General features: G+C 66.4%; 24 protein-coding genes and 1 riboswitch. Of the genes, 11 read left to right on the forward strand and 13 right to left on the reverse strand.

Annotated features, from left to right (window positions below; genetic code table 11):
* Positions 1-362 precede the first annotated feature (362 nt).
* Entirely contained in the window at positions 363-1,277 is a 915-nt protein-coding gene (gene kdgD, locus AB4120_RS17310) for a 5-dehydro-4-deoxyglucarate dehydratase (protein ID WP_149137868.1), read from the forward strand.
* A gap of 376 nt (positions 1,278-1,653) precedes the next feature.
* Positions 1,654-2,643: an isopenicillin N synthase family dioxygenase gene (locus AB4120_RS17315; RefSeq protein WP_149137869.1), complete on the forward strand. Its 990-nt coding sequence runs from the start codon at positions 1,654-1,656 to the stop codon at positions 2,641-2,643.
* Between the two features lie 90 nt (positions 2,644-2,733).
* On the opposite strand, the gene AB4120_RS17320 is transcribed toward AB4120_RS17315, so the two are convergent.
* On the reverse strand, positions 2,734-3,195 hold the full coding sequence (locus tag AB4120_RS17320) for an HU family DNA-binding protein (protein ID WP_149137870.1): 462 nt from the start codon (positions 3,193-3,195) through the stop codon (positions 2,734-2,736).
* Positions 3,196-3,492: 297 nt separating this feature from the next.
* A complete protein-coding gene (locus AB4120_RS17325) occupies positions 3,493-3,990 on the reverse strand; it encodes an Mpo1 family 2-hydroxy fatty acid dioxygenase (RefSeq protein ID WP_149137871.1) in 498 nt (165 codons plus the stop codon).
* 232 nt (positions 3,991-4,222) lie between these two features.
* Between AB4120_RS17325 and AB4120_RS17330 the strand changes: the two genes are divergently transcribed.
* The 3 genes from AB4120_RS17330 to AB4120_RS17340 all read left to right on the forward strand — a co-directional run bounded on the left by AB4120_RS17330 (position 4,223) and on the right by AB4120_RS17340 (position 7,932).
* On the forward strand, positions 4,223-5,134 hold the full coding sequence (locus tag AB4120_RS17330; protein ID WP_149137872.1) for an arylamine N-acetyltransferase family protein: 912 nt from the start codon (positions 4,223-4,225) through the stop codon (positions 5,132-5,134).
* Between the two features lie 182 nt (positions 5,135-5,316).
* Positions 5,317-6,081: an SDR family oxidoreductase gene (locus AB4120_RS17335; protein ID WP_144198258.1), complete on the forward strand. Its 765-nt coding sequence runs from the start codon at positions 5,317-5,319 to the stop codon at positions 6,079-6,081.
* A 90-nt stretch (positions 6,082-6,171) separates the two neighbouring features.
* Positions 6,172-7,932 (forward strand): class I adenylate-forming enzyme family protein, encoded by a 1,761-nt coding sequence (locus AB4120_RS17340; RefSeq protein ID WP_149137873.1) that lies wholly within the window; start codon positions 6,172-6,174, stop codon positions 7,930-7,932.
* Between the two features lie 39 nt (positions 7,933-7,971).
* On the opposite strand, the gene AB4120_RS17345 is transcribed toward AB4120_RS17340, so the two are convergent.
* The 4 genes from AB4120_RS17345 to AB4120_RS17360 form a co-directional block, all read right to left on the reverse strand.
* Positions 7,972-8,433, reverse strand: coding sequence for a CreA family protein (locus tag AB4120_RS17345; RefSeq protein ID WP_262389936.1), 462 nt, complete (start codon positions 8,431-8,433; stop codon positions 7,972-7,974).
* Between the two features lie 17 nt (positions 8,434-8,450).
* Entirely contained in the window at positions 8,451-8,936 is a 486-nt protein-coding gene (locus AB4120_RS17350; RefSeq protein WP_149137875.1) for an acyl-CoA thioesterase, read from the reverse strand.
* A 147-nt stretch (positions 8,937-9,083) separates the two neighbouring features.
* On the reverse strand, positions 9,084-9,365 hold the full coding sequence (locus AB4120_RS17355; RefSeq protein WP_008651272.1) for an HU family DNA-binding protein: 282 nt from the start codon (positions 9,363-9,365) through the stop codon (positions 9,084-9,086).
* A gap of 190 nt (positions 9,366-9,555) precedes the next feature.
* Positions 9,556-9,840, reverse strand: coding sequence for a hypothetical protein (locus tag AB4120_RS17360; RefSeq protein ID WP_149137876.1), 285 nt, complete (start codon positions 9,838-9,840; stop codon positions 9,556-9,558).
* 33 nt (positions 9,841-9,873) lie between these two features.
* On the opposite strand from AB4120_RS17360, the gene AB4120_RS17365 reads away from it, so the two are divergent.
* Both AB4120_RS17365 and AB4120_RS17370 read left to right on the forward strand, forming a co-directional pair.
* A complete protein-coding gene (locus tag AB4120_RS17365; RefSeq protein WP_149137877.1) occupies positions 9,874-11,076 on the forward strand; it encodes an ammonium transporter in 1,203 nt (400 codons plus the stop codon).
* Positions 11,077-11,229: 153 nt separating this feature from the next.
* Positions 11,230-12,096, forward strand: a complete 867-nt coding sequence (locus AB4120_RS17370) for a mechanosensitive ion channel family protein (protein ID WP_149137878.1) — start codon at positions 11,230-11,232, stop codon at positions 12,094-12,096.
* On the opposite strand, the gene AB4120_RS17375 is transcribed toward AB4120_RS17370, so the two are convergent.
* Entirely contained in the window at positions 12,097-13,314 is a 1,218-nt protein-coding gene (locus tag AB4120_RS17375) for a Bcr/CflA family multidrug efflux MFS transporter (RefSeq protein WP_149137879.1), read from the reverse strand.
* A gap of 192 nt (positions 13,315-13,506) precedes the next feature.
* On the opposite strand from AB4120_RS17375, the gene AB4120_RS17380 reads away from it, so the two are divergent.
* A complete protein-coding gene (locus AB4120_RS17380) occupies positions 13,507-14,088 on the forward strand; it encodes a hypothetical protein (protein WP_149137880.1) in 582 nt (193 codons plus the stop codon).
* A gap of 111 nt (positions 14,089-14,199) precedes the next feature.
* Here the strand turns inward: AB4120_RS17380 and mdoH are convergent, their stop codons facing one another.
* Positions 14,200-16,806: a glucans biosynthesis glucosyltransferase MdoH gene (mdoH, locus tag AB4120_RS17385; protein ID WP_149137881.1), complete on the reverse strand. Its 2,607-nt coding sequence runs from the start codon at positions 16,804-16,806 to the stop codon at positions 14,200-14,202.
* Positions 16,779-18,293 carry a glucan biosynthesis protein G gene (locus tag AB4120_RS17390; RefSeq protein ID WP_441642632.1) on the reverse strand — a complete coding sequence of 505 codons (1,515 nt, stop codon included), beginning with the start codon at positions 18,291-18,293 and terminating at the stop codon, positions 16,779-16,781. The genes mdoH and AB4120_RS17390 overlap by 28 nt, the downstream gene beginning before the upstream one ends.
* Positions 18,294-18,933: 640 nt before the next feature.
* Here AB4120_RS17390 and AB4120_RS17395 point away from each other — a divergent pair.
* Positions 18,934-19,311, forward strand: coding sequence for an RT0821/Lpp0805 family surface protein (locus AB4120_RS17395; RefSeq protein WP_262389833.1), 378 nt, complete (start codon positions 18,934-18,936; stop codon positions 19,309-19,311).
* Between the two features lie 19 nt (positions 19,312-19,330).
* Here AB4120_RS17395 and AB4120_RS17400 read toward each other — a convergent pair whose 3' ends face one another.
* The 4 genes from AB4120_RS17400 to AB4120_RS17415 all read right to left on the reverse strand — a co-directional run bounded on the left by AB4120_RS17400 (position 19,331) and on the right by AB4120_RS17415 (position 23,732).
* A complete protein-coding gene (locus AB4120_RS17400) occupies positions 19,331-21,049 on the reverse strand; it encodes a mechanosensitive ion channel domain-containing protein (RefSeq protein WP_441642625.1) in 1,719 nt (572 codons plus the stop codon).
* Positions 21,050-21,145: 96 nt separating this feature from the next.
* Entirely contained in the window at positions 21,146-21,622 is a 477-nt protein-coding gene (locus AB4120_RS17405; RefSeq protein WP_149137883.1) for a surface-adhesin E family protein, read from the reverse strand.
* A gap of 144 nt (positions 21,623-21,766) precedes the next feature.
* Entirely contained in the window at positions 21,767-22,399 is a 633-nt protein-coding gene (ribB, locus tag AB4120_RS17410) for a 3,4-dihydroxy-2-butanone-4-phosphate synthase (protein WP_244844450.1), read from the reverse strand.
* Positions 22,400-22,594: 195 nt separating this feature from the next.
* Positions 22,595-22,762: riboswitch (FMN riboswitch) on the reverse strand.
* A gap of 79 nt (positions 22,763-22,841) precedes the next feature.
* The gene (locus tag AB4120_RS17415) at positions 22,842-23,732 is read right to left on the reverse strand and encodes a helix-turn-helix domain-containing protein (RefSeq protein ID WP_149137884.1); all 891 of its coding nucleotides are present in this window, start codon (positions 23,730-23,732) and stop codon (positions 22,842-22,844) included.
* Between the two features lie 176 nt (positions 23,733-23,908).
* On the opposite strand from AB4120_RS17415, the gene AB4120_RS17420 reads away from it, so the two are divergent.
* A complete protein-coding gene (locus AB4120_RS17420) occupies positions 23,909-24,208 on the forward strand; it encodes a type II toxin-antitoxin system RelE/ParE family toxin (protein ID WP_441642626.1) in 300 nt (99 codons plus the stop codon).
* The gene (locus AB4120_RS17425) at positions 24,205-24,552 is read left to right on the forward strand and encodes a HigA family addiction module antitoxin (protein ID WP_149137886.1); all 348 of its coding nucleotides are present in this window, start codon (positions 24,205-24,207) and stop codon (positions 24,550-24,552) included. The genes AB4120_RS17420 and AB4120_RS17425 overlap by 4 nt, the downstream gene beginning before the upstream one ends.
* The last annotated feature ends 57 nt before the right edge of the window (positions 24,553-24,609 follow it).

Consider the following 24,609-nt stretch of genomic DNA (forward strand, 5'->3'; position numbering starts at 1 on the left):
TACGACTGCGATTATAGGGATGCGGTTCCGTCAGACACAGTGCGCGTTTACCCTAGATCGGTGCAGATCGCCCTGCTTTCGGGCATCGGGCCGATTGCCGCCCCTTTCAATCTCCTTGCGGTCTGGCGGGCGATCGGCCGGGTTGGGCGAGGTGACGCCAGCCTCCGCGTGCCCGCCCCCGGTGCCAGCAAAAATGCCGGGGTTTTCCCTCAATCGTGCCCTTAGCCCTTGCACCGTCAAGTTGTTAGTTGTACGATGACTTATCTCGAATCCACTCAGCAGTTGGGTGCGAGGTCATCGAAACGGGCCTTGCCCCATCAACAAACCACACTATTCGCCATGTGGCGATCAGGATGAGCGACATGACTACACCGCAAGAACTCAAGCAGATTATTTCGGACGGCCTGCTTTCGTTCCCCGTGACCGACTTCGACGCACAGGGCAACTTCCGTGCGTCCACCTATATCGAGCGCCTGGAATGGCTGGCGCCGTACGGCGCCTCCGCCCTGTTCGCAGCTGGCGGCACGGGCGAGTTCTTCTCGCTGACGCAGCAGGACTATTCGAACGTGATCCGCACCGCGGTGGAAACCTGCCGTGGCAAGGTGCCCATCTTGGCCGGCGCCGGCGGCCCGACCCGCGTGGCCATCGAATACGCCAAGGAAGCCGAGCGCCTGGGCGCGCACGGCATCCTGCTGATGCCGCATTACCTGACCGAAGCCAGCGAAGAAGGCATCGCCAACCATATTGAAGAGGTCTGCAAGGCCACCAAGTGCGGCGTGATCGTCTACAACCGCGCCAACTCGCGCATCGGCGCCGACCTGCTGGAACGCGTGGTCGACCGCTGCCCGAACCTGATCGGCTTCAAGGACGGCGTGGGCGAGATCGAGGCGATGGTGCGCGTGCGCCGCAAGCTCGGCGACCGCCTGGCCTACCTGGGTGGCCTGCCGACCGCCGAGGTCTACGCCGCTGCCTACAAGGCGCTGGGCGTGCCGGTGTACTCGTCGGCCGTGTTCAATTTCATCCCGAAAACGGCGATGGACTTCTACCGCGCTATCGCGGCGGACGACCACGCTACCGTGGGTCGCCTGATCGACGACTTCTTCCTGCCGTACCTGGACATCCGCAACCGCAAGCAAGGCTATGCGGTGTCGATCGTCAAGGCCGGCGCCAAGCTGGTTGGCCACGACGCCGGCCCGGTGCGCGCCCCGCTGACGGACCTGACCGAAGAGGAAATGGGCAAGCTGGACGCCCTGATCCGCAAGCTGGGACCCCAGTAAGCGGGTTCTGCCTCCCCTTTGTGGGGAGAGAAGAACTGAACGCCGGCCTCTGGGCCGGCGTTTTTTTTGGGCGCGCCGCACCATCCTGCGGCGTGGCTTGCGCCATCACGGCGCACATCGGGCCGGAACTGGCCCGAACCCGGGTCAAGCCGGCTGGCCCGAAACCTGCAATCTCACCCCCCGAAGAGTAGAAGCGTTCAACCGCACACCCTCGGTGCGCGGCAGGAAATTGCTCTTGACGTCCGTGCCCCGCCCTTGCGCGACTGGCACCGGGGCTCAAGAGATCGTCCAGAGATCATCCCGAGGTCGAGATCCCCCGGCAGTCATCGCGCGAAAGGCAGGGCCGCAGCCCCCCTTTCCTGACTCCGGAACGATCATGAACGACACCTCCTCCCTCCACGAACTGGCCCGCGAATCGCGCATGGGCGCGCAAGGCCACGAGACCAGCGCGCGCGAGATTCGCCGCATCGACCTCTCCGACTACTCCCGCCGCAAGGCCGAGATCGCCGACGAACTCTGGCAGGCGGCCGTGGACGTCGGCTTCTTCCAGGTGGCAAACCATGGGATCGATCTCGCCGCCGTGCGCGAAGCCTTCGCCATGACCGAACGCTTCTTCGCGCTGCCGGAAACCGTGAAGGGCCAGTATCCGCTCCAGAAGGCCAACAACGCCGGCTGGGAGTCTCGCGCGCAGGTGCGGCCGTCCACCGGCACGCCGGACCAGAAGGAGTCCTACCAGATCACCCGCCCGCACATGGCGCCGCTGTGGCCCACTGAGGCGGAGCTGGCCGGCTTCCAGGCCACCATGCTGGCCTTCGAGCGCCAGTGCTGGGAGGTCGGCATGAAGATCCTGTCCTGCTTCGCCGACAAGCTCGGTTTCGATCCGGATTTCTTCACGCGCGCTCACGACCCGGCCGCGCCGGACTACCAGAGCACGCTGCGGCTGCTCCACTACTACGCGATTCCGCCCGAGGCACAAGACAAGCTCGAACTCTGGCGCGCCGGCGCCCATACGGATTTCGACTGCCTGACCCTGCTGTTCCAGCGCCAGGGCCAGGGCGGCCTGCAAGTCTGCCCGGGCAAGGAGATGGAGGCGCAGGCGTGGACGCCCATCGCCCCGGACGAGGACGTCATCACGTGCAATATCGGGGACATGCTGATGCGCTGGAGCGATGACCGCCTGCCGTCCAACTTCCACCGCGTGCGCAACCCCGCGCCGGGCGAGTACATGGGCCCGCGCTACAGCCTGGCGTTCTTCTGCCAGGCCAACCGCGAGGCGGTGATCGAGGGCCCCGCGCGGCTGTACCCGGCCATCTCGGCGGGCGATTTCCTGCGCCAGCGCGTGGCGGCCAACTTCAAGGCGTACTGATCCGCCCTCATCGCCGGGGCATCCCAGCAACAAAAAACCCCACGCGCCGGAGCGGGTGGGGTTTTCAGGACTACCAAAGATGCGTGGCGATCAGGCCGCGGCGTCCTTCAGCTTCTTCAGCGGACGGACCTTGACCTTGACGCTGGCCGGCTTGGCCGGGAACCAACGCTCTTCACCCGTGAACGGGTCCTTGCCAAAGCGCTTCTTCTTGGCCGGCACTTGCTGCGCGGTCACCTTCAGCAGGCCCGGCAGCGTGAATTCGCCGGCGCCCTTCTTGTTCAGCGCGCTGACGATGGTGTTTTCCAGATGGGCCAGCACCGACTTCACGGCCTTGGCTTCCAGCTGGGTCTGAGCTACCAGGTGAGCGACCAGGCTCGACTTGTTGAAGGTGTCCTTCAGCGGCTTCGGAGTCGGAGCAGCGGCCGGAGCAGCCTTCTTGGCCGGAGCGGCGGCCTTCTTGGCGGCAGCCTTCACGGGTGCCTTGGTTGCCGGTGCCTTCTTGGCAGCGGGCTTGGTTGCAGTCTTCGTGGTCGGTTTCGCTTTGGTCGCCATATCGATATACGTGAGTTGAAGAATGTGTCCCGGCGCATCGCCACGCATCGCTGCGTCTTACGGCAGTGGCACGTTGCGAATCACGGGTGCCGGTACGCACTGAATCATAGCGGAAAGTACCGCAAGTCAAGGGGTTTTCGTACATGAGGCACGTCAAACCCAGTGAAAACCCCGGGTTTTGTCGCTGCTTTGCGTCAGCAACGGCCTTGCAAACAGGCCTTGCGCACGCGCAAAGGGGGTACGTCCCCCCACTTTGGCGTGCGCGACGTGTGTCCGGAGATCCGGAATCTGACCCGATCAGTGCACGTGCGCGGCCATCGCGTCGTGCGTTTCGCGGGCGAGGCCCATCGCAAACGCGGTCTCCGCCACGAGGAAAAGCGGGCCGATCAGCAGCCCGACGAGGTCATCGACGAAGGCCGGCTTGCGCCCCTCGTAGTAGTGCCCGACGAACTGGATGATCCATCCCACCACGAACAGGCCGATGCCCGAGGCGAGCCAGGCCGCCGTCGGCAGCGCGGCAATCCATGCCCCAACCCATAGGAATACGGCCAGAATGACCACCATGGCGAGGCCGAAGCCGAACGACAGCCGCAGGTAGAACAGGCACGAGAGCGCGTAGACGACCATGGCGGGGGTGAGCAACGCCGCCCCCTCGCCAAGCGGCATGGCGGGCCGGCCCAGCAGCGTGGTCACCGCCAGCACGATCATCGGGATGCCGACGAAATGGGTGACGATGTTGCGGCGATCGCGGTGATAAGCCGCGTAATGCGACAGATGCTCGATCAGGGTTTTCACGGGGCGTCTCCTGTGAGAGGTGCCCGGCTGAGGATGCCTGTCATGCGTGGGGCATCGGTGCCGGTGGCGATGTCGACTTATAGTAGTGGGCGCGCCAGCCCGGGTCTACCCCACCGCTGACGAAGCGGAATCCAAGCGGAATCCAAGCGGAATCCGTCTGCGCAGCCTGGCATTCTCGCCAAACCAACCGCCACCGGGGCACTCCCACACCCCCACGGAGACAGCGATACCCATGCTTCCCGTCGATGAAATCTCCCCGCTCTCGCCCGATCAGCTGCAGGCATGGCTGGTGCGGATCGGCCTCGATGCCGCGCCGGCCACCCCAGACCGCCCCGCGCTGGACGCGCTGATCGCGGCCCAGCTCGCCCATATCCCGTTCGAGAACCTGAATCCGCTGACGGGCCGCCCGGTACGGATCGATCTGTCGGACGTGTTCGAAAAGCTCGTCACCGAAGGGCGCGGCGGCTACTGCTTCGAGCTCAACACCCTGTTCTGCGCCGCCCTCAAGGCGCTCGGCTATGCCGTGGTGCCCCTGGCCGCGCGCGTGCGCTGGCGGCTGCCGCCGGACCATCCGCCCACCGGGCTGTCGCACATGCTGCTGCGCGTGGAGGTGGCGCACGAGAGCTATCTCGCCGATGTCGGCTTCGGCGGCACCACGCCCGACCGCGCGCTGCCGCTGTCTCTGCCGATGGACCCGGCCCAGCCGTTCCGGCTGGTGCCCACGCCGGCGGCGCAGTCGGCCAGCACCGCGCTCCACGCCTACGACCTTGAATTCCGATCCGACGGCGGCACCGGCACCGGCAGCGGCGCCGACGACTGGCGCGTGATGTACCGCTTCGACCTGACCCCGCAGCCGAAGATCGACTACGTGGCCCGCAACTGGTATGTGTCGACCCATCCGGACAGCCAGTTCACCCAGACGCTGATGGTGGCGCGGATGGTGGACGGGGTGCGCCTGACGCTGCGCAACGGCCAGTTCGCCGCGCGCGCCGCTGACGGCAGCGTCCAGAAGCAGACGCTGGAAGCCGCCGATGCCGTCATCGACCTGCTGGTCCACCGCTTCGGCATCCCCCTGGACGCGCCGCTGCGCGGTGCGCTCGCCAGCACCTTGCCGCGCGTGCTCGCCGCCGACAACGGCGAGTAGGAGCGGGGAATTCCACGCTGCGGCACGCGTCATGCATCGCGTGAATTGCCCGCAGAAAGTTTGCTGATACCACCCCCGGCGTGGCGTTTTGCGGGTGGACTGAGGGGGGCGGCGTCCCCATAATGTGCCGGCACCTCATATATCCAGCGACGGCAGGACCGCCGCGATCCTCAGGAGACACCATGTCATTGTTCGATCTGTCGGGCAAGGTTGCCATCATCACCGGTTCGTCGCGCGGCATCGGCCGCGCCATCGCCGAGCAGATGGCCGTGCAAGGCGCCAAGGTGGTCATTTCGTCGCGCAAGGCCGAGGCCTGCGCCGAAGTGGTAGACGCCATCAACGCGCGCCACGGCGCCGGCACCGCCATCGCCGTGCCGGCCAATATCTCGTCGAAGGAAGACCTCCAGCACCTGGTGGACGAGACCAACCGCACCTTCGGCAAGGTGGACGTCCTGGTCTGCAACGCCGCCTCGAACCCCTACTACGGGCCGATGAGCGGCGTCACGGACGACCAGTTCCGCAAGGTGCTGGACAACAATGTCATCTCCAACCACTGGCTGATCCAGATGGTGGCGCCGCAGATGATCGAACGCCGCGAGGGCTCGATCATCATCGTGTCGTCGATTGGCGGCCTGCGCGGCTCCCCGACGATTGGCGTCTACAACGTCTCCAAGGCGGCCGATTTCCAGCTTGCGCGCAACCTGGCCGTGGAGTTCGGGCCGCATAACGTGCGGGTGAACTGCATCGCCCCGGGCCTGATCAAGACCGATTTCGCGCGCGCGCTGTGGGAAGATCCGGAGCGTTACAAGCAGTCGACCCAGGGCGCCCCGCTGCGCCGCATCGGCGAGCCGATCGAGATTGCCGGCGCCGCCTGCTTCCTGGCCTCGGCCGCCAGCACCTTCATGACCGGCCAGGCGATGGTCGTGGACGGCGGCGTCACGATCTGACCCACACCCCTCCCGGGCGGCGGTGGCTCCGGCCCCTGCCGCCCTTCGCGTTTCTGCACGTCCACCTGCAATGCAGCCCCGGAGGCAGTCATGTCGCAACATCCTCAGCAAACCGCCGTGTGGCCGGTGATGTCCCTCGCCGAAGCCCACGCCCGCCTGACCGCGCCCGGCGCGCCGTTCGAAACCGAGACGCGCGTGATCCGCGGCATTCCCACGACGGTCTGGAAAAACGCCCCGCCCACGCTGCGCGACCTGTTCCTGGTGGCCGCCGCCTGGGGCGAGAAGACCTTCGTCGTCTATGAGGAAGAACGCGTCAGCTACCGCGCATTCGCGCTGGCCGCCACGGCGTTGGCGCACCAGTTGATCCAGGACGGCGTACGCAAGGGCGACCGCGTGGCCGTGGCCATGCGCAACCTGCCGGAATGGCCGGTGGCGTTCTTCGGCGCGCTGCTGGCGGGGGCCATCGTCACGCCGCTCAATGCGTGGTGGACAGGCGCCGAACTCGAATACGGGCTGGCCGATTCGGGCAGCCGGATTGCCATTGTCGACAACGAGCGGCTCGGCCGCATCCTCGAGCACCTGCCCGCCTGCCCGGCGCTGGAGCGCGTCTATGTGTCGCGGCTGCCGGAGAGCGGCGACTTTTCGCAGGTCGCCGGCGACGCCCATATCGCCACGCTCGAATCGGTGATCGGCCCGTCGTCGGCCTGGAACGGCCTGCCCTCCCAATCGCTGCCGGCCATCCCGCTGGACCCCGACGAGGACGCGACGATCTTCTACACCTCGGGCACCACCGGCAAGCCGAAGGGCGCCGTGGGCTCGCACCGCAACGCCACCTCGGTGGCCGTGGCGGCCCAGTTCAGCCCGCTGCGCAACCTGTTGCGGCGCGGCGAGCCGGTGCCGGAGCCCGATCCGAACGCCCCGCAAAAGGCGGTGCTGCTGGCGGTGCCGTTCTTCCATGTCACGGGCTGCATGTCAGTGCTCAATGGCGCACTCGCGACGGGCGGCAAGATCGTGCTGCTGCATCGCTGGGACACGCTCCAGGCCATGGCGCTGATCGAGCGCGAACGCTGCACGGCGGCGGGCGGCGTGCCGACCATCGCCTGGCAGCTCATCGAACATCCGCGGCGTGGCGATTTCGATCTGTCATCGCTGGAAAACGTGAACTACGGCGGCGCGCCGGCCTCGCCGGAGCTGGTACGGCGCATCAAGGAGGTGTTTCCGCACGCGGCGCCCGGCATCGGCTGGGGCATGACCGAGACCTCGGCTACCTTCACCAGCCACAGCGCGGAAGAATATGTATTCCGGCCGGACAGCAGCGGTCCGGCCCTGCCGATTGGCGAGATGAAGATCGATGACGGCTTTGGGCGCGCCCTGCCCGTGGGCGAGACCGGCGAGTTGATGGTGCGCGGCGCCAACGTGGTACACGGCTACTGGAACAAGGCCGAGGCGACGGCCAAGACCTTCGTCGACGGCTGGCTGCACACCGGCGACATCGCCCGGCTGGACGCGGACGGCTTCCTCTATATCGTGGACCGGATGAAGGACATGCTGATCCGCGGCGGCGAGAACATCTACTGCATCGAGGTGGAAAGCGCGCTGTACGCGCACCCGGCCATCATGGACGCGGCGCTGGTCGGCATTCCGCACCGCACGCTGGGCGAGGAGCCCGGCGCGGTAGTAAGCCTGAAGCCGGGCATGCAGGCCACGGAGGCGGAATTGCAGGACTTCGTGCGCCAGCAGCTGGCGGCGTTCAAGGTGCCGGTGCGGATTATCGTCAGCGGGGAGATGCTGCCACGCAATCCCAATGGGAAGATTCTGAAATCCAACCTGCGCAAGCTGTTTGAAGCCTGAGGTGGCTGAGGGGGCTGAGGGGGCTGAGGGGGCTGAGGCTTACTTGACTGGAATCGGTGTCGTGGCCGGCACCGGTACCGCCGTCACCGCGTTCTGCGGGCTGCCGCTGACAATGCGGTCGGAATAGGTCAGGTAGACCAGCGTGTTGCGCTTGCGGTCCACCGCGCGCACCACGTGCAGGGTCTTGAACAGGATCGACATCCGCTCGGAAAACACGTCTTCCTGCGCCTTGACCGGGCCCTTGAAGGTGATGGGGCCCACCTGGCGGCAGGCGATCGACGCCTCGGGCGGGTCTTCGGCCATGCCCAGCGAACCCTTGATGCCACCCGTGCGTGCGCGCGAGACGTAGCAGGTGATGCCGTCCACCTGGGGATCGTCGTAGGCCTCGATCACCACCTTGTCGGAGCCGGTGACGCGGAAATTCGTGCTCACGCTGCCGATTTCCTCGGCCTGCGTGGCGCCGGAGAGCGCCCACAGGCCGGCAACGGCTATCATCCCCATGCGGATTTTCGTCATGGTCAGTCTGCCGAACCCTTGATCTCGTCGTGCCGGCGCTCCATTTCCTGGCGCAGCGCACGGCGCTGCTGGGCGGCGGCGGCGCGCTGGCGCTCCACCTCGTCGCGCGGTTGCAGCGGCGGCACCTCGGCCGGCGCGCCGTTGTCGTCCACGGCCACCATCGTGAAATAGCAGCTATTGGTATGCCGGACCACCTTGCTGCGAATATTCTCGGTCACCACCTTGATGCCGATTTCCATCGAGCTGCGGCCGGTGTAATTCACGGCGGCCAGGAAGGTGACAAGTTCGCCCACGTGGATCGGCTGGCGGAACATCACCTGGTCCACCGACAGCGTGACCACATAGCGGCCGGCATAGCGACTGGCGCAGGCGTAGGCCACCATGTCCAGGTACTTCAGGATGGTGCCCCCGTGCACGTTGCCGGAGAAGTTGGCCATGTCCGGCGTCATCAGCACGGTCATGGAAAGCTGGTGGGACAGATCGTTCATCGCAGAATATCCAGAAATCGAGCCTGAGGCGCGGGCAGTGTAACCCGACGCGGCGCGCCCATGGCGCAAATCCGCGCGTGGATGCCAGGCCCAAAAAGAAAAGCGGCCCCGAAGGCCGCTTTCCATGCTTCAAGAACGCGAACTTGCTTACTTCTTCTTGTTCACGGCGTCCTTGAAACCCTGGCCGGCGGAGAACTTCACCGTCTTGGCGGCCGGGATCTTGATCGTTTCGCCGGTGCGCGGATTGCGGCCGGTACGGGCAGCACGCTTGCCCGAGCTGAAGCTACCAAACCCCACCAGGGTGACCGAGTCCCCCTTGGCCACTGCCTTTTTGATACTGTCCAGCGCGGCGTTCAGCGCGCGCTCGGCGGCGGCGTTGCTGAGTTCTGCTTCCGCGGCGATGGCCGATACCAGTTCACCTTTATTCATGGCTAGATTTCCCTTGTTGGTCGTCGTCACCGGACATCTGCCTGCCGGCAAATTACCGATCGGCGCAGTCTAATCTGCCCTTTGCGCCTTGGGCAATCCCCAGTGGCACCGAAGCAACGAAAACGGCCGGAAATCCTTCTCTGGCAAGACTTAGCGGGGGTTTTACCCCTCTTTTCCCTGAATGGAATCGTCACTTTTCAGGCCCGGCACGTATCGTACGGCGCACACGCAATAACCCGGGTCTCTGGGGCCTCAGCTTGCTGTCGATGCACCATTCTGGACCGCGCCCGGCGCCCGCGGCGCCCGCTTTTGGCGCACGACGATCCAAAATGAGGCGAAGCTCGACGCTGGGGCCTGCGCCGTTCGCGCAACTGTTGACCCGACAACTCACCCGCAAACGCCACACCAGTGCGCCGCGCACCGCCTCGGCGCTATTTTCCCCATTTTGCATCGCAATCTGGAACGGATTTTGCATACTCGTGCTCCCATTTTGAGCATTGAGGTAGCAATGGAAAACTGGAAAACGGGCGCCGATGCGATGTTCATCCTGCTCGGTGCCATCCTGGTACTGGCCATGCATGCGGGATTTGCGTTCCTGGAACTCGGCACGGTACGCAAGAAAAACCAGGTGAATGCACTGGTGAAAATCCTTGTTGATTTTGCTGTTTCCACGATTGCTTACTTTTTTGTCGGTTATACGGTGGCGTACGGGGTGCAATTCATGTCCGGTGCAGAAGTCCTGGCACAAAAGAGCGGATATGAACTGGTCAAGTTCTTCTTCCTCGCCACATTTGCCGCAGCCATTCCGGCGATTATTTCGGGCGGCATTGCCGAGCGCTCCCGATTCAATCCGCAACTGGTCGCCACATTTATTCTGGTCGGTTTTGTTTATCCGTTCTTCGAAGGCATCGCCTGGAACAACCGTTTCGGCATCCAGGACTGGATCGCCTCGGTGGCGGGCTCGCCGTTCCACGATTTTGCGGGCTCGGTAGTCGTCCACGCGGTGGGCGGCTGGATCGCCCTGCCCGCCGTGCTGCTGCTCGGCGCCCGGCGCGGCCGGTACTCGAAAGACGGCCGCATCAGCGCGCATCCGCCCTCGAACATCCCCTTCCTGGCGCTTGGCGCCTGGGTGCTGGCGGTGGGCTGGTTCGGCTTCAATGTGATGAGCGCCCAGACCGTGGACAAGATCAGCGGCCTGGTGGCCATCAACTCACTGATGGCCATGGCCGGTGGCACGCTGGCGGCGTGGTGGGCTGGCCGCAACGATCCCGGTTTCGCCTACAACGGCCCGCTGGCAGGGCTGGTGGCCGTGTGCGCCGGCTCGGACCTGATGCATCCGCTCGGCGCGCTGATCACCGGCGCCGTGGCCGGCGTGCTGTTCGTCTATCTGTTTACGCTGGCCCAGAACAAATGGCATATCGATGACGTGCTGGGCGTCTGGCCGCTGCACGGCCTGTGCGGCGCCTGGGGCGGCATCGCGGCGGGCATCTTTGGCACCCATGCGCTCGGCGGCATGGGCGGGGTGTCGCTTGTCGCGCAGTTGATCGGCACGGGGCTCGGCATCGCCATCGCGCTGGTGGGCGGCACGGTGGTCTACGGTGCACTGAAGAAATTCGTCGGAATACGGCTCGATGCCGAAGCCGAGTTCAATGGCGCGGACCTCACCCTGCACCGCATTTCGGCCACCCCGGAGCGCGAGACCAACTGGTAATCCGCCCTTGCAGGGATTGGAGGAAAGCGGCCGGACAGCGTTCCGGCCGCTTTACTATTTACGCAGATCGAACGGCGGATTTTCGCGAAATTATTAACTTGAACTTGCCCGCGACGAGGCCAATAATGCCCTTGCCTAACAGGAGCATGCCCCATGGATACCTCTTCGTTGCAGAGCATTCGCGAGCTGATCATCGGTTACGCCACCGTCTTTGGCGTCAAGATCCTCGCCGCACTGGCCTTCTGGGTCATCGGCCGCTGGCTGATCCATTTCGTGGTCCGGCTGGTGCAGAACTCGCTGGGCAGGCAGAAGGTGGACCCCACGCTGCTGCGCTACGTCGGGTCCATCGTCACCGTCACCCTCAACGTGGTGCTGGTGATCGGCATCCTCGGTTACTTCGGTATTCAGACCACCACCTTCGCGGCGCTGATTGCGGCGGCGGGCGTGGCCATCGGCATGGCGTGGTCAGGGCTGATGGCGAATTTCGCCGCCGGCGCCTTCCTTGTGGTGCTGCGGCCGTTCAAGGTGGGCGATTTCGTGACCATCGGCGGCGTGACCGGCACGGTCAAGGAGATCGGCCTGTTTGCCACCACCCTCGATACGCCAGACAACGTGCTGACCGTGGTCGGCAACAACAAGATCTTCTCGGACACCATCCAGAATTTCACCGCCAATGCCTACCGGCGCGTGGAACTGAAGGCGCAGCTCGCAGGCTCGACCGACGTGGCGGCGGCCGTGGCGCTGCTCAAGGAGCGCATCGGCGCGATTCCCAACGTCCTGGCCGAACCGCCGGTGGACGTGGAAATCCTCGAGTTCACCCTGGTCGGCCCAGTGCTCGCCGTACGGCCGCACTGCCATAACGATCACTACTGGCAGGTCTATTTCGATACCAACCGTGTGATTCGCGAGAGCTTTGGCCAGGCTGGCTTTGCCGCCCCGATGCCGGCGCAGATGGTGGTCATGCAGCCTGCCCCGGCCATGCCGATTGCGCCGTCGACGCCCGCCAACCAGGCCGCCTGATCAGGCGGGCACGCCCGCGCCAACCCGCCCGTAACGCCGCATCAGGACCGCGCTGCAGCCGCAGAGGGCCATCACCACGGCCAGCGGGAGCGCGGTGCCGTCGTGCCACAGGCTGACGGCGGCGCCAGCCAGCGTGCCGAAACCGAACTGTAGCGTGCCCATCAGCGCGGACGCCGTGCCCGCGCGCTGGCTCTGGTGCGCCAGCGCCAGCGCCGACGCATTCGGCGTGATGCACCCCATTCCCGCCAGAAAGACGAAGAAGCCCACCAGCAGCACCGGCAGCGCGGCCATGCCCGCCAGCGCCGCGACGGCCAGCATCAGGCCGGCCAGCAGCGGCGCGTACAGGGCCATGCCCAGCACGTCGTCGAGCGAGCGCGCGCGCACCAGCCGCGCGTTGATCTGGGACATCGCGATCAGCCCGAACGCGTTGGCCCCGAACACGAACCCATAGTGCGAGGGGTCGATGCCATGCAACTCGATCAGCACGAACGGCGACCCGGCGATATAGGCGAACATGCCCGCCTGCACGCAGCCGGCCGTGAGCGAGTAGCCCAGGAATTCGCGGTCGCGCAGCAACTCCCAGTAGTTGCGCAGGACGGTGCCCGGGTGCAGCGTGCGCCGGTGCGCCGGATCGAGCGACTCCTCCATCCGTGCGTGAACGAACCAAAGGATCAGCACCGCCGCGCCACAATGGACCCAGAAGATCGCACGCCAGCCCAGGGCGGACAGGATGGCCCCGCCAATCGGCGGCGCGAGGATCGGCGCCAGGCCCATCACCAGCATCAGGGACGAAAACGCGCGCGCCGATTCCTTGGCCTCGAGCCGGTCCCGGATCACGGCGCGCGACACCACCAGGCCCGTGCAGCCGCCAAGCGCCTCCAGGAATCGCCACAGCATCAGCGACTCCACGCTGCCGGCCAGCGCGCAGCCGGCAGCGGCGGCGCCGTACAGCGCCAGCCCGATATAGAGGGGCGCCTTGCGGCCGTAGCGGTCGCTGATCGGACCATAGAACGCCTGCCCGATCGCCAGCCCGACCAGGAAGGTGCCCAGCGTCAGCTGCACCTGCCCGATCTCGGTGTGGAGGTCCACCGCGAGCGCCGGAAAGCTCGGCAGGTACATGTCGATCGACAGCGGCGCCAGCGCGGTCAGCGAGGCGCAGATCAACAACCAGAGGGGAAAGCGGGTGGAAGACGTGGGCGCGCGCGGGGTGGCAGTCATGAAACGGTTCCGAAGACAAGGCGCAATTGTTGCACAGGTTACAAAGCGTGCTTTCGGTGTGGCGTGGCTTTCGCACGCACGGGGGTGGAGGGTACAATGCCTGCCTGTCGGCACCGATGTTGCGCCGACCGCGTAGTCGGACGCACAGCGGGAGACGGGTCACGGGAGCCGTCCCCGGCAACGCTACCCCGCATGACCATACGACAAACGCCGATCATTGTTTCGCTGAGCCTGGTTGCCCTGGCAACCCTGCCGCTGTTGCCCGCGTGGGCGGCGCCGGTCAGGGCCCCGGTCACGGCTTCCGCGCCGGCAGCCGCTCCCGTGCCCGTGGATGAAGCCGACGCCTTGTCGCGCATGCTCAAGGGTGCCGCCACAGGCCAGAACACTGGCGGCGCTGGCGTACCCGAACTGCTCCGCAACACCAGCCGCCCCGACGGCGTGCTGGCCCGTGCCTGCCGCCAACTCAACGATGCCCTGCCAATCGAGATCGATGGCGAGACGCGCCTGCGCCGCTGCCAGTCGGTGCCGGGCAAGCACGTGCTGTTCCAGCTGGAGTTGACCAACTATCGTGGACCGATGCTTGACCTGGCCAGCTTCGAGGTCAACTACGCCGCGCCGCTGCAACGTAACATCTGCGCCAACCGCGACGTGGAAATCCTGACCAAGCTCGGCGTCAGCATGATGTTCCGCTACATGACCCGCAAGGACCGCGGCGAGCGCCGCGTGGGCGATGTCTATATCAATGCGCCGATCTGCGTGTCGGCCCTGCGATAAGTCCCGGCCCGCCCCCGATACAACGGTTTGAAACGACAGGACGAAAAAAACGGCAGGTCAGCCCAACCCGGGCTGACCTGCCGTTTTGACTTGCGTCGAGCCGAAGGTCGTCTATCCGGCCGCGCGCGGTCGCAGCGGCAGCACGTTGGCGGCGCGGCGCATCAGCACGCGCGTCTCCTTCCACGCCGCATCGGCCAGGGGCGAGCCCCAGACCAGTTCGTGCAGCTTGGAGAGTGCGAACGGATCGCCCAGCAGCACATGCTTCTGCGCCGCCGACAGCGATTGCGGACCATGCGTCAGCGCATGCTGCACCAGCGCGCCGTGCTGCAGGCGCGTCGGCGTAGGCTGCACCTTGCGGGCAGTGGCCGTGGCGCACATCAGCGCATTGGTGACCGGGTCCACCACGGCATCGACGAAGCCCGGCACGTCCTGCGCCGCCTCCACGTGCTGCTGGGTTTCCACGATCTCGCGCGGCACCTCGGCTTCCTCGGGAATCACGAACAGCCCGGCGCGGCGCATGGCGCGGCCCAGCGTCACGCGCGAGAGCAGCACCGACAGCGGAATCGAGAGCGCCAGCGAACCGACAATCGGCAGCAGCCACCAGATGAAGCCCGGGCTCAGCCAGTACACGCCCGCACCCCAGACCAGGCCCAGCACCGTGTGCCAGCCGTGGCGGCGGAACGCCTCGCCCCAGGAGGTCTCGGCATCCTCGCGCGGGGGCGACTTCCACGAAATGCCCCAGCCGCTGTACGCCGCAATCACGAACTTGGTATGGAACAGCATCCGCGTGGGCGCCAGCAGCGCCGACATCAGCATTTCCAGCAGCATGCTGACGATCAGCCGCACCGGGCCGCCATACTGCCGCGCGTCCTTGAGCAGCAGGATCACGCTGGCCAGCTTCGGCAGGAACAGCAGCGTGGCCGTGGCCGAGAACAGCGCGAGCGCCTTCTCCGGGTGCCACTCGGGCCAGGTCGGGAACAACTGGTATGGCTGCGTGAAGTACTCGGGCGGTACCAGCGCGTGCTTGGCCAGCGCGGCGGTGGACAGCAGCAGGAACAGGAACCAGAGCGGCGCCGACAGGTAGGCCATGATGCCGGTCAGGAACACGGCGCGGTGCACCATGTGGAAACCCTGCTTCATCCAGAGCCGGAAATTCATCAGGTTGCCCTGGCACCAGCGGCGGTCTCGCTTCACCTCGTCCAGCAGGTTCGGCGGCAGTTCCTCGAACGAGCCCGGCAGGTCGTAGGCGATCCACACCCCCCACCCCGCCCGGCGCATCAGCGCGGCTTCGACGAAGTCGTGCGACAGGATCTCGCCCGAGAGCGGCCCCTTGCCCGGCAACGGCGCCAGCGCGCAGTGCTCCATGAACGGCTTGATACGGATGATCGCGTTGTGGCCCCAGTAGTGGGACTCGCCCAACTGCCAGTAATGCAGGCCGGCCGTGAACAGCGGACCGTAGACGCGCGTGGAGAATTGCTGCACCCGCGCATAGAGGGTGTCGCGGCCCACGGCCAGCGGCGCGGTCTGGATGATCCCGGCGCCGGGATTGGCTTCCATCAGGCGCGTCAGCGTGCCCAGGCATTCGCCGCTCATCACGCTGTCGGCGTCGAGCACGATCATGTACCGATACTTGCTGCCCCAGCGGCGGCAGAAGTCGGCCACGTTACCGGTCTTGCGCTTCACGCGGTGGCGGCGCCAGCGGTAGAAGATGCGGCCGAAGCCGCCCACGGCGCGGCAGATCTCCATCCAGGCATCGTGCTCGGCGGTGCGCAGGTCGGGGTTGCCGCTGTCCGAGAGGACAAAGAAGTCGAAGTGGGCCAGGTCGCCCGAGCGCTCGAGCGACTCATACGTCGCCCGCAGCCCGGCGAAGACGCGTGTCACGTCCTCGTTGGCAATCGGCATGATGACTGCCGTGCGGGCGGATGGGTCGATCGGCGCGTCTGGCGCGGCGCTGCGCGAGATCAGGTGGCGGTCGCCGCCCCTGGCCAGCACCAGGAAGCCCATCATCGCCGTCCAGAACCCGGCAGACACCCATGAGAACAGGATCGCGAACAGGGCCAGGATGGCCACTTCGAGCGGATCGGCGCCATGGTACGGCAGCACCTTGGCCATGAAATACGTGGCCAGCGTGGTCTGGGCAACCACCAGCCCCAGCAGGAACCAGCGGCGATGCGAGCCGGCTGGATGCCATTTGCCCTCGGCGTCGGGGCCGTCGTGCAAGGTGTCCCAGGTCTCGGGCACGGGCGGGCGGCCCGTCATCTTGCGCCAGGTATTGCGCAGCCAGCCGGTCACCACATGGGGCGGCCACTGGCGCGGCACCATCGAGGCGCGCTCCGGCTTCGGGCCGGTATCCACACGCACGGTGCCATCGTCGCGGCGTTGCAGCAGCGGCTCGCCATCCACCTGCGGATTGCCATAGGCCATCGTCAGGCGGCGCGGCACCGAGGCGTAGGTCGGGCCGCCGGGCGTGGCGGTGACGGCGGTGTCATCGCCCTCGCGCTCCTTGGGGTCGCGGCGGGCCAGGCGGGTTTGCAGTTCGATCATCGCGGAAGGCACCTCGATGCCCTCGGCGGGCACGGAGGTCACGGGCGGCATGGGGGTGTCGGCCAGCAGTTCGCTACGCAGCTCGGGCGAGGCAGGCAGGCGGTCGACATAGCGCTCGCATGCTGCCGCCTGGGCCGGGCGCTGCTTTAGCCGGGGGGAATGATGTAGCTCCATGTCTCGGATAGGGTTGTATTGCCGTTGCGAAGATAGCCGCGCAACTCAACCGGCTTTGTCTCGTCCTTGCGGCGCATGAACAGCGTCACGCGCCAGCCGCCCGTGGCTTCGTTGCGGCGCACCGCGGTCTTCAGCAGTTCGCCGTTGGCGTCCGCCGAGATCACGGGGTCCAGCCGCGCATCCTCGGCCAGCTTCTTGAAGGCCGGGCCTTCGAAATCCACGGTCAGCGAGAAGCTCGTGTCGTCCTGCTTGCGGGTCAGCCCCTGGCCGCGCCGGGTCTGCGTGACCCACGACAGCGGCGGCAGGTTCTCGCCATCCTTCTGCCATTTCAGGCGGTATTCATAGTCGAAGGCCTGCTTGGGCTTGGGCGGGTTGTCCGGCACCCAGAAGGCCACGACGTTGTCGTTGGTCTCGTCCGGGGTCGGAATCTGCACCAGCTCCACCCGGCCCGAGCCCCAGTTGCCCTTGGGCTCCACCCAGCCGCTCGGGCGGCGCTCGTACCACGCGCCCAGCTCCTGGTAATTGTCGAAGCTGCGGTCGCGCTGCATCAGGCCGTAACCCTGCGGGTTGGTCGCCGCGAACGACGTCACCAGCAGCCGCTTGGGATTGACCAGCGGACGCCAGACCCACTCCCCGGTGCCCAGCTGCACGGACAGGCCGTCCGAGTCATGCACCTCGGGGCGGAAGTCCGCCGCCGTGGACGGCTGGTTCTCGCCATACAGGTACATGCTGGTCAGCGGGGCCAGGCCGAGCTTGGTCACGTTCTCGCGCAGGAACAGGCGCGACTTCACTTCCATCACCGTCTCGTTGCCCGGCTTGATCACGAAGCGGTACGCCCCGCTCATGCGCCGCGAATCCATCAGCGCGTAGATCGTCACCTGCTTGTCGTTGGCGGACGGCCGCTCGATCCAGTATTCGACGAAGCGCGGGAATTCCTCGCCCGAATTCAGCGCGGTGTCCACTGCCAGCCCGCGGGCCGACAGGCCGTACCACTGGTCCTTGCCCAGCGCGCGGAAGTAGCTGGCGCCCAGGAACGAGGCCAGTTCATCCTTGCGCTTGCCCTGGTTCAGCGGGTACAGCAGGCGGAAGCCGGCAAAGCCGAGTCCCTTGAGCTTGGCCGCGTCCACCTTGTGCGAGCCGTAGTTGAACGCGCCCGGATCGAAGCGGAACTCGCGCACGCTGTTGCCCACCACCTCGTTGATGCGCACGGGCTGATCGAACACCATGCCCTCGTGGTAGAACGAAATCTCGAACGGCAGGCGCGCGCCGCGCCAGGCGAAGCGCTCCGGCTTGTATTCGATCTCGCGATAACGCTCGTAGCTCAGGTCCTTCAGCTCGGCCGGCAGGTTCTGCGGCGCCGGCTTGTACGGCGCGCCCGAGAGCTGGCGGGCCTTGGCGGCCACGGTCTCGAAGTCGAAAGCATGCGCGGACAGCGCCGCCACGGCCAGCAGCCCGCCCCCCAGCCAGCGTCCCAGCCCCCCTAGCATCCCGGGTAAGCGGCGCACGGGCGCATCGGTCGGGGCTTGGATGGGGCGGAACGGCGAGATGGTTGCGGTCATGAAGGCCGGAAAATGGATGGATGGCGACCCGCCATGTCAGCGCGGATCGAAAGTGTTCAACAGACGGTTTAGCGTGCGCCCGGCTGTCGGTCGCAGATCTCCAGAGCAAGAGACGGACCAGGCGCCGGGTTCAAATCAACCGGATTGGTATCGACCAGTCCGTAACGGATTTGTTGCATTGCGATGCGAAACCATAACAATTCGAGACTTAAAAGTCACGTTTCGTTGGGGCAACGTTTGCAACAAAATGTTCAAGCGGTAGCGCCAAAGCCGCTTCAGACAAGCGTTTCCGGCATATGGGCAGGGTTCGCCCCCGCGTCCGGCCCATGGCAGTGCCGCGCCCGGATGGCTGCGCGGACACATGGCAATCCACGCTAGGTCAGCGGCGGCACGGTGTCAAACCGCACTGCGGCGCAAGCCATGCTGCGCCGCACCGGGGCGACAAGTGGCTCGGGAAGCATCGCGATGCCCCCAAGCGGCGCGGGCGCGCTTACAATCGCCTCGTCATCCATTCTCACGAGGAATCGTCATGCACGCCCGGGGTATCCTTCGCCGTTCCCATCTCCGTATGGCGCTTGCGGCCAGCCTCGGCAGCGCCCTGCTGCTTGGCTCTGCCCAGCCCGCCCTCGCCTATTTCGACAACTATCTGTCCGGCAGCATTGTCGGCACGCTGAACCAGAAGGAAGCCGCGTCGCTGCAACAGACGGTGCGCAAGATCCTCGACGGCGGCCCCGACAACGAAGCCGTGACCTGGAACTACCCGGGCGCCGGCAAGCGCGCCGCCATTCTCGGCACCATCACGCCCGTCGCCACCAAGGAGGACAAGGGCCAGAAGTGCCGGCGCCTGAAGTCCGAACTGCAGCGCGGCAGCGCCACCGAAGCGTGGTCGGGCTGGTTCTGCAAGCAGTCCAACGGCGCCTGGAAGGCCCGCCACGTGGCGCAGTAAGCTACAACCGAAGCCGGCCTCAGGGCTGCGTGCCCCGGCGGCGGGGGTGCGCGGCCGGGTCCACTCCGGCATTGCCCGGCGCCTCGAACCAGCGGGCCTGCGGCACCACCACGCTCTGGCCCGGCTGGTCGATGAAATGGGGCGACATAATCTGCACGCCGTGGGTGTTGAACACATCCTGAATGGCCGCGTGCAGCGCCGACAGCGCAAAGAAGCGATTGCGCGGGTTGTCGATCGCCGCGAACAGCTCATATTCGACGTAGAAATCCGATAGCCCGCGCTGGAGCACGAACGGCGTGGGCGCCGGCACCACGTGGGTGGCATGGGCGGCGGCCTCCAGCAGCATTGCATGGACCTGCCGCCACGGTGTGTCATAGCCGATGGTGACCGAGGTGGACACCATCGCGCTCTGCTCGCCACTGTCGGGGGCGCGCGTGGCGCCATGGCGCGAGAAGTTGTGGATGGCACTGCCCACCACCACCGCGTTCGGCAGCGTCACCTCCTCGTTGCGCAGGTTGACGACCTTGACCGACAGCGCGTCCAGCCCCACCACCGTGCCCACCGTATCGCCAATGCTGACCATGTCCCCCCGGCGCAGCGCGCGCGAATAAATCACCACCATCCCACTCATGATCTGGTTGACGATGTTGGCCGAGCCCAGCGTGACCATGAAGCCGATCAGCACGGACAGGCCCTTGAACACGTCGCTTTGGGAGCCGGGGATATAGGGATAGGCGAAGGTGAACCCGAGCGCCCAGACCAGCACGCTGGCCAGCCGCCGCGTGGCGCCAGCCGTTTCCGGGTGCATGCCCGGCACCGTGATCTGGCCCTTCTGCACCGCGACGAAGATATTGCCGACCAGCCGCTGGACCGCGCGCGTGATCAGCAGGATGACCACCACCGTGACCAGCCCCGGGATCGACTCCACAATCGACACGCCGATCTGCCGCAGCAGGCCAAGGATAAAGGCGCCCATGCGGTCGCCGAGGGGTTCGGTCAGCGGAAACTGCTCGAGCGCGAACTGGAGCCAGAGGAAACCCAGCGCGATGACCGAGCCCACCGCCAGGATCTGGACGATGCGGCTGACCAGCTGGTAGACGGTGCCGGTCCAGTCGAACTGGCTACCGCTGCGCTGTTGCAGGTGAACGTCCAGCGCCCGTTGCAGGGCGGCGCGCATGCGGCTGCGGGCGCGGCCGATGCCCCAGATCAGTCCGACCAGCAGCGCCAGGCTGCCCAGCGAGAACAAGGCACCGCGCAACAGATTCGGCCAGTAGAGCTGGGCCCGGCGGGCGTCGATGACGGCCTGGAGCCGCGCGCGCGTCTGGGCGGCAGCCGCTTCCATCGTCAGGCCGTCGGTGGGATCGAGATCGCCCTCGACCAGGGCGAACAGCACCCGGTCGCCAAGGCGGAAGGCCACGCCGCTGACATCGCCGAGCCTGCCGCTCAGCTGGCTCAGCGGCAGCCGCAGCTCCGACTCGCTCAGGTTATCGAACGTGGTTTCGGCCCGCTCAGCGCGGGTGGCGGGGCCCGCCCCGCCCAGGGTGCCGCGCAGCGTGGCGACGGGGCGGTTCATCAGCCGCAGTTCCACAGGCGTGGACTGGGCAGCGGCCGTGGTGGCCGCCGGAGGGGAGGATGGCGCGGCGGGCGCCGACGCCGCATGCCCCCATCCACAGAAGATGCCGACCAGTCCAATGGTCGTCAGCCAGAACCATGCCACCTGCCGCCGTGCGTGCGCCATGCCTGCCCCTTCGTGTGGACGTGAGGCGAAGCATAACGCGTGGCAGCGAAAAACGGGACAGTCGTGACGGGCGGCCTGAGCCTGTGGCGATTGGCCTCAGCGGCAGAGCCGGCTCATCAGCTCCCCGGCGAGGGTGCCGGCGGAAATCGGCTGGGGCATGCCCGTCTGCGGGGCGCGGATCGTGTAGAGCGAATCGCCGCGCGCGAAGCGCTTGCTGTAGAGGGTCTGCTCCACCACTGCGAACATCGACGTGGCGCAATTCAGCACCATCCGCTTCAGCGACGAGCGAATGGCGTCCCCGCTGGCGGTGCGAATCACCCCGCCCGTGGGGGCGTTATGCATCAGCACGACGCCCACCTCGGGGCCGCGACGGCGCACGGCGGTCTGGTCGAAGTAGGAGATCATGCCAGTGGCGCCCGTCACCGGCACCCAGCGTTGGGGGTCAGGCGGGGCCGGGTCGGCCTGCCCGCCGGCGTGGACGGTCAGGCTGAAGCACGCGCCGGCCAGGACGGTCAGGCGTGCGAGAAATCGGGGAAAACGCGAAAAACGCGGGAGAAACGCGCGAAGAGACATCGGGGAGCCCTCGTCATGACGGGAAAAAACAGCCCGCATTGTCGCACAGGGAGGCCGCCCCTTCGCCCGTTTGGCGCGATGAAACTGCATCAGATTGCGTCATCGAGCCGGGCCGAAGATGCCTGGCGGGCCTCCCCGGGGCAGTCAACCGTTGATTTCACGCCAGGCGGCGAGGTCTTCGATGGTCAGCACCGGCAACTGGTACATCTCAGCAAACGCCAGTGCCTCGGGGCGGCGCGCCATGGTGCCGTCGGGGTTCATCAGTTCGCAGAGCACCGCCGCCGGCGAGAGCCCGGCCATCCGCGCGAGGTCCACCGAGCCCTCGGTATGGCCGCGCCGCACCAGCACGCCACCGTCGCGGGCCACGAGCGGGAACACGTGGCCAGGGCTTACCACGGCGTCCGTGCCGGCATCCTCGGCGATGGCCGCGCGGATGGTGGTGATGCGGTCGGCGGCGCTCACGCCGGTGGTCACGCCCTCGCGCGCCTCGATCGACACCGTGAAGGCGGTGCCGTACTGGCTCCGGTTGTTCTCCACCATGGGCCGCAGCCCGAGTTCGCGGACCTTGGTCTCGGTCAGGCACAGGCAGACGATGCCGCTGCATTCGCGGATCATCATCGCCATATTGGCCGTGGTCAGGCGCTCGGCGGCGAGGATCAGGTCTGCCTCGTTCTCGCGGTCGTCGTCATCGAGCAGCACGACCGGGCGGCCCTCACGCATGGCCTCGAGCGCGTGCGCGATGCGCTCGGCCAGCGGGCGCGGATCGGCATCGGCCATGGCGAGGCTGGCGGCGGGATTCACGTTGGAATTGGCGTTCGGGAGATTGACTTCGTTGTGGTGCAGCATTGAAACGCTCCATATATAGGGATCAGTGGGCGTTTCAGGGTTGATCAGCGAAACCCGCAAAAATACGACGACGCTCCGCCGCGCGGGCGGACGTGTCCACGCGCGCAAGGCAGGCTTGCGGATTGCGCCCATCTTCTTTCATCCGGACTCTGACCGTCGGCCCTGGCCTCTCACCAGGTCTGCTGACCCCGCACGGGAATGCGGGCGCTCGCGGGCTCGCCGCCAAACGCCATCGATGCACGACGCTGGCAACATACCGCCGGTGGGGACTTTCACCCCGCCCTGAAGACGTAACGACGCCGTGGCGGCAGGCGTTTTCCGCACTGCCACAACGGCCCGGCGATCTTAGCACGAGCGTGCGGTTCTGGCTGAACTACGATTCGAGCGCGCTCTCGGGCGCGGGGGTACCGGCCAATGATTCGAATACAGCGCGGGTGGCCTCGTCGGCCGGGAAAAAGCACTCGATGCGCAACTCCTCCAGCGTAACGTCCTGCGGAATGCCCAGCGTGGTCAGGGTGGAGAACAACGAGGCGCGAAACCGCCCGGCCTGGACGATCACGGGCAGGACGGGCGGCGGTGCCCCGTCCGCCTCGGCGTCATCCTCGTCCGCAAGCAGCTCCCCGCCGGGCCCGACCATGTCCGGATGCCATGCGGCGATGCGGCGAAACATCTCACGCGCCACCTCGTCGTGCGCCTGCGCCTGCAAGGCCTGCCAGACCCGGCGCACCAGATAGCGGCCCACCTGCTGCGCGTTCTCGATCATCGGCCAGAGGCCGTCCGGATCGAACACCGTCAGCATCAGGTTGAGGCGCCGGCCGTCCTCATCGAGCGAAACAGGCCGGCGCCCCGCCAGCAGCGTGCCGAACATGCGCCGGTACGCGACGTTGGCGTCAACCAGGTTCCAGAATCGGTCCAGCACCACGGCAGGATAAGGCTCCTGCTTGCTCAGGATCAGGGCGATGGCCTGCCGCACCATGTGCAAGGGCGGCGCTGCCAGCGCGTGTTCGCTATAGGCTGGCGCGAAGCCGCTGGCCAGCAGCAGCCGGTTGCGCTGCCGCAACGGCACGGCGAGGCGATCTGCCAGCGCCAGCACCATCTCGCGGCTGGGCCGCGCCCGGCCTGACTCCAGGAAGCTGATATGGCGCTGCGAAACACCGGCCGCGAGCGACAGCGCGAGCTGGCTGTAGCCGCGCTTGCCACGCCAGTAACGCAGCAAGCCGGGGAAATCGAGGGCGGCTTCGGAGCCGGGCGTGAGGGGTTCCATGGCAGGTATTACAGCATGGGCCGGGAAGCATGGCGACTACCTCCAAGGTCATCATCGTGATTCACGAGGTTTCAGATTCGTCCTATGTCGCAATGGCGCGCGGCTACCTAGGATGACGACTCACCCTCATCCTTGATGCTGGCCATTTAATGCAATACGTTATACCATCGACATTCATGATCCGGACGTTCGCCAACAAAGCCACGGCGGCAGTGTTCTGCGGCCGGTACGTCAACACCCTGCCACCGCACATTCAGGCCACGGCGTTCAGGAAGCTCGGCCTGCTGGACGCGGCAGCCTCGCTGGGCGACATGCAGGCCCCGCCGGCGAACCGGCTCGAGGCACTGCGCGGCGCGCGGCGTGGGCAATGGAGCATCCAGATTCATAACCAGTGGCGCATCTGCTTCCGTTTCCAGAACGGCGAAGCATGGGACGTCGACATCGCGGACTATCACCGACAACCGGAGCCAGCATGACCATCAAGCGTGAAGACCTGCCGCGCCTCGATGCCACGGACGTCGAAACCGGCGAGCCCCTCGCACCGGTGCATCCGGGCGAGATCCTGCGCCAGGACTTCATGGCCCCGCACGGGCTTTCGGCCAATGCGTTGGCCATTGCCCTGCGGGTACCGGCGCCGCGCATCAATGACGTGGTGCGCGGGCGGCGCGCCATTTCGCCCGAAACGGCGTTGCGGCTCGCGCGCTACTTCGGCACGACGCCCCAATTCTGGGCCAATCTCCAGGCCGGGTACGACCTGCGCATCGCCCAGGAGAAGGCCGGCGAGAAGATCGACCGGGATATCCAGCCACTGACGGCATGATCCGTGCTTGCGCTGCCGTGCAGACCCGCCCATCGGACGCGCCTTTTCCTTGTGACG

Origin of the sequence: Cupriavidus sp. 2KB_3 (assembly GCF_052115685.1) — a bacterium.
Taxonomy (GTDB): domain Bacteria; phylum Pseudomonadota; class Gammaproteobacteria; order Burkholderiales; family Burkholderiaceae; genus Cupriavidus; species Cupriavidus campinensis.

Coding starts and splice junctions, on each gene's coding strand:
- kdgD (WP_149137868.1), top strand. CDS start 363: ATGACTACACCGCAAGAACTCAAGCAGATTATTTCGGACGGCCTGCTT.
- AB4120_RS17315 (WP_149137869.1), top strand. CDS start 1,654: ATGAACGACACCTCCTCCCTCCACGAACTGGCCCGCGAATCGCGCATG.
- AB4120_RS17320 (WP_149137870.1), bottom strand. CDS start 3,195: ATGGCGACCAAAGCGAAACCGACCACGAAGACTGCAACCAAGCCCGCT.
- AB4120_RS17330 (WP_149137872.1), top strand. CDS start 4,223: ATGCTTCCCGTCGATGAAATCTCCCCGCTCTCGCCCGATCAGCTGCAG.
- AB4120_RS17335 (WP_144198258.1), top strand. CDS start 5,317: ATGTCATTGTTCGATCTGTCGGGCAAGGTTGCCATCATCACCGGTTCG.
- AB4120_RS17340 (WP_149137873.1), top strand. CDS start 6,172: ATGTCGCAACATCCTCAGCAAACCGCCGTGTGGCCGGTGATGTCCCTC.
- AB4120_RS17345 (WP_262389936.1), bottom strand. CDS start 8,433: ATGGGGATGATAGCCGTTGCCGGCCTGTGGGCGCTCTCCGGCGCCACG.
- AB4120_RS17350 (WP_149137875.1), bottom strand. CDS start 8,936: ATGAACGATCTGTCCCACCAGCTTTCCATGACCGTGCTGATGACGCCG.
- AB4120_RS17355 (WP_008651272.1), bottom strand. CDS start 9,365: ATGAATAAAGGTGAACTGGTATCGGCCATCGCCGCGGAAGCAGAACTC.
- AB4120_RS17360 (WP_149137876.1), bottom strand. CDS start 9,840: ATGCAAAATCCGTTCCAGATTGCGATGCAAAATGGGGAAAATAGCGCC.
- AB4120_RS17365 (WP_149137877.1), top strand. CDS start 9,874: ATGGAAAACTGGAAAACGGGCGCCGATGCGATGTTCATCCTGCTCGGT.
- AB4120_RS17370 (WP_149137878.1), top strand. CDS start 11,230: ATGGATACCTCTTCGTTGCAGAGCATTCGCGAGCTGATCATCGGTTAC.
- AB4120_RS17375 (WP_149137879.1), bottom strand. CDS start 13,314: ATGACTGCCACCCCGCGCGCGCCCACGTCTTCCACCCGCTTTCCCCTC.
- AB4120_RS17380 (WP_149137880.1), top strand. CDS start 13,507: ATGACCATACGACAAACGCCGATCATTGTTTCGCTGAGCCTGGTTGCC.
- mdoH (WP_149137881.1), bottom strand. CDS start 16,806: ATGGAGCTACATCATTCCCCCCGGCTAAAGCAGCGCCCGGCCCAGGCG.
- AB4120_RS17390 (WP_441642632.1), bottom strand. CDS start 18,293: ATGCTAGGGGGGCTGGGACGCTGGCTGGGGGGCGGGCTGCTGGCCGTG.
- AB4120_RS17395 (WP_262389833.1), top strand. CDS start 18,934: ATGGCGCTTGCGGCCAGCCTCGGCAGCGCCCTGCTGCTTGGCTCTGCC.
- AB4120_RS17400 (WP_441642625.1), bottom strand. CDS start 21,049: ATGGCGCACGCACGGCGGCAGGTGGCATGGTTCTGGCTGACGACCATT.
- AB4120_RS17405 (WP_149137883.1), bottom strand. CDS start 21,622: ATGTCTCTTCGCGCGTTTCTCCCGCGTTTTTCGCGTTTTCCCCGATTT.
- ribB (WP_244844450.1), bottom strand. CDS start 22,399: ATGGCCGATGCCGATCCGCGCCCGCTGGCCGAGCGCATCGCGCACGCG.
- AB4120_RS17415 (WP_149137884.1), bottom strand. CDS start 23,732: ATGGAACCCCTCACGCCCGGCTCCGAAGCCGCCCTCGATTTCCCCGGC.
- AB4120_RS17420 (WP_441642626.1), top strand. CDS start 23,909: ATGATCCGGACGTTCGCCAACAAAGCCACGGCGGCAGTGTTCTGCGGC.
- AB4120_RS17425 (WP_149137886.1), top strand. CDS start 24,205: ATGACCATCAAGCGTGAAGACCTGCCGCGCCTCGATGCCACGGACGTC.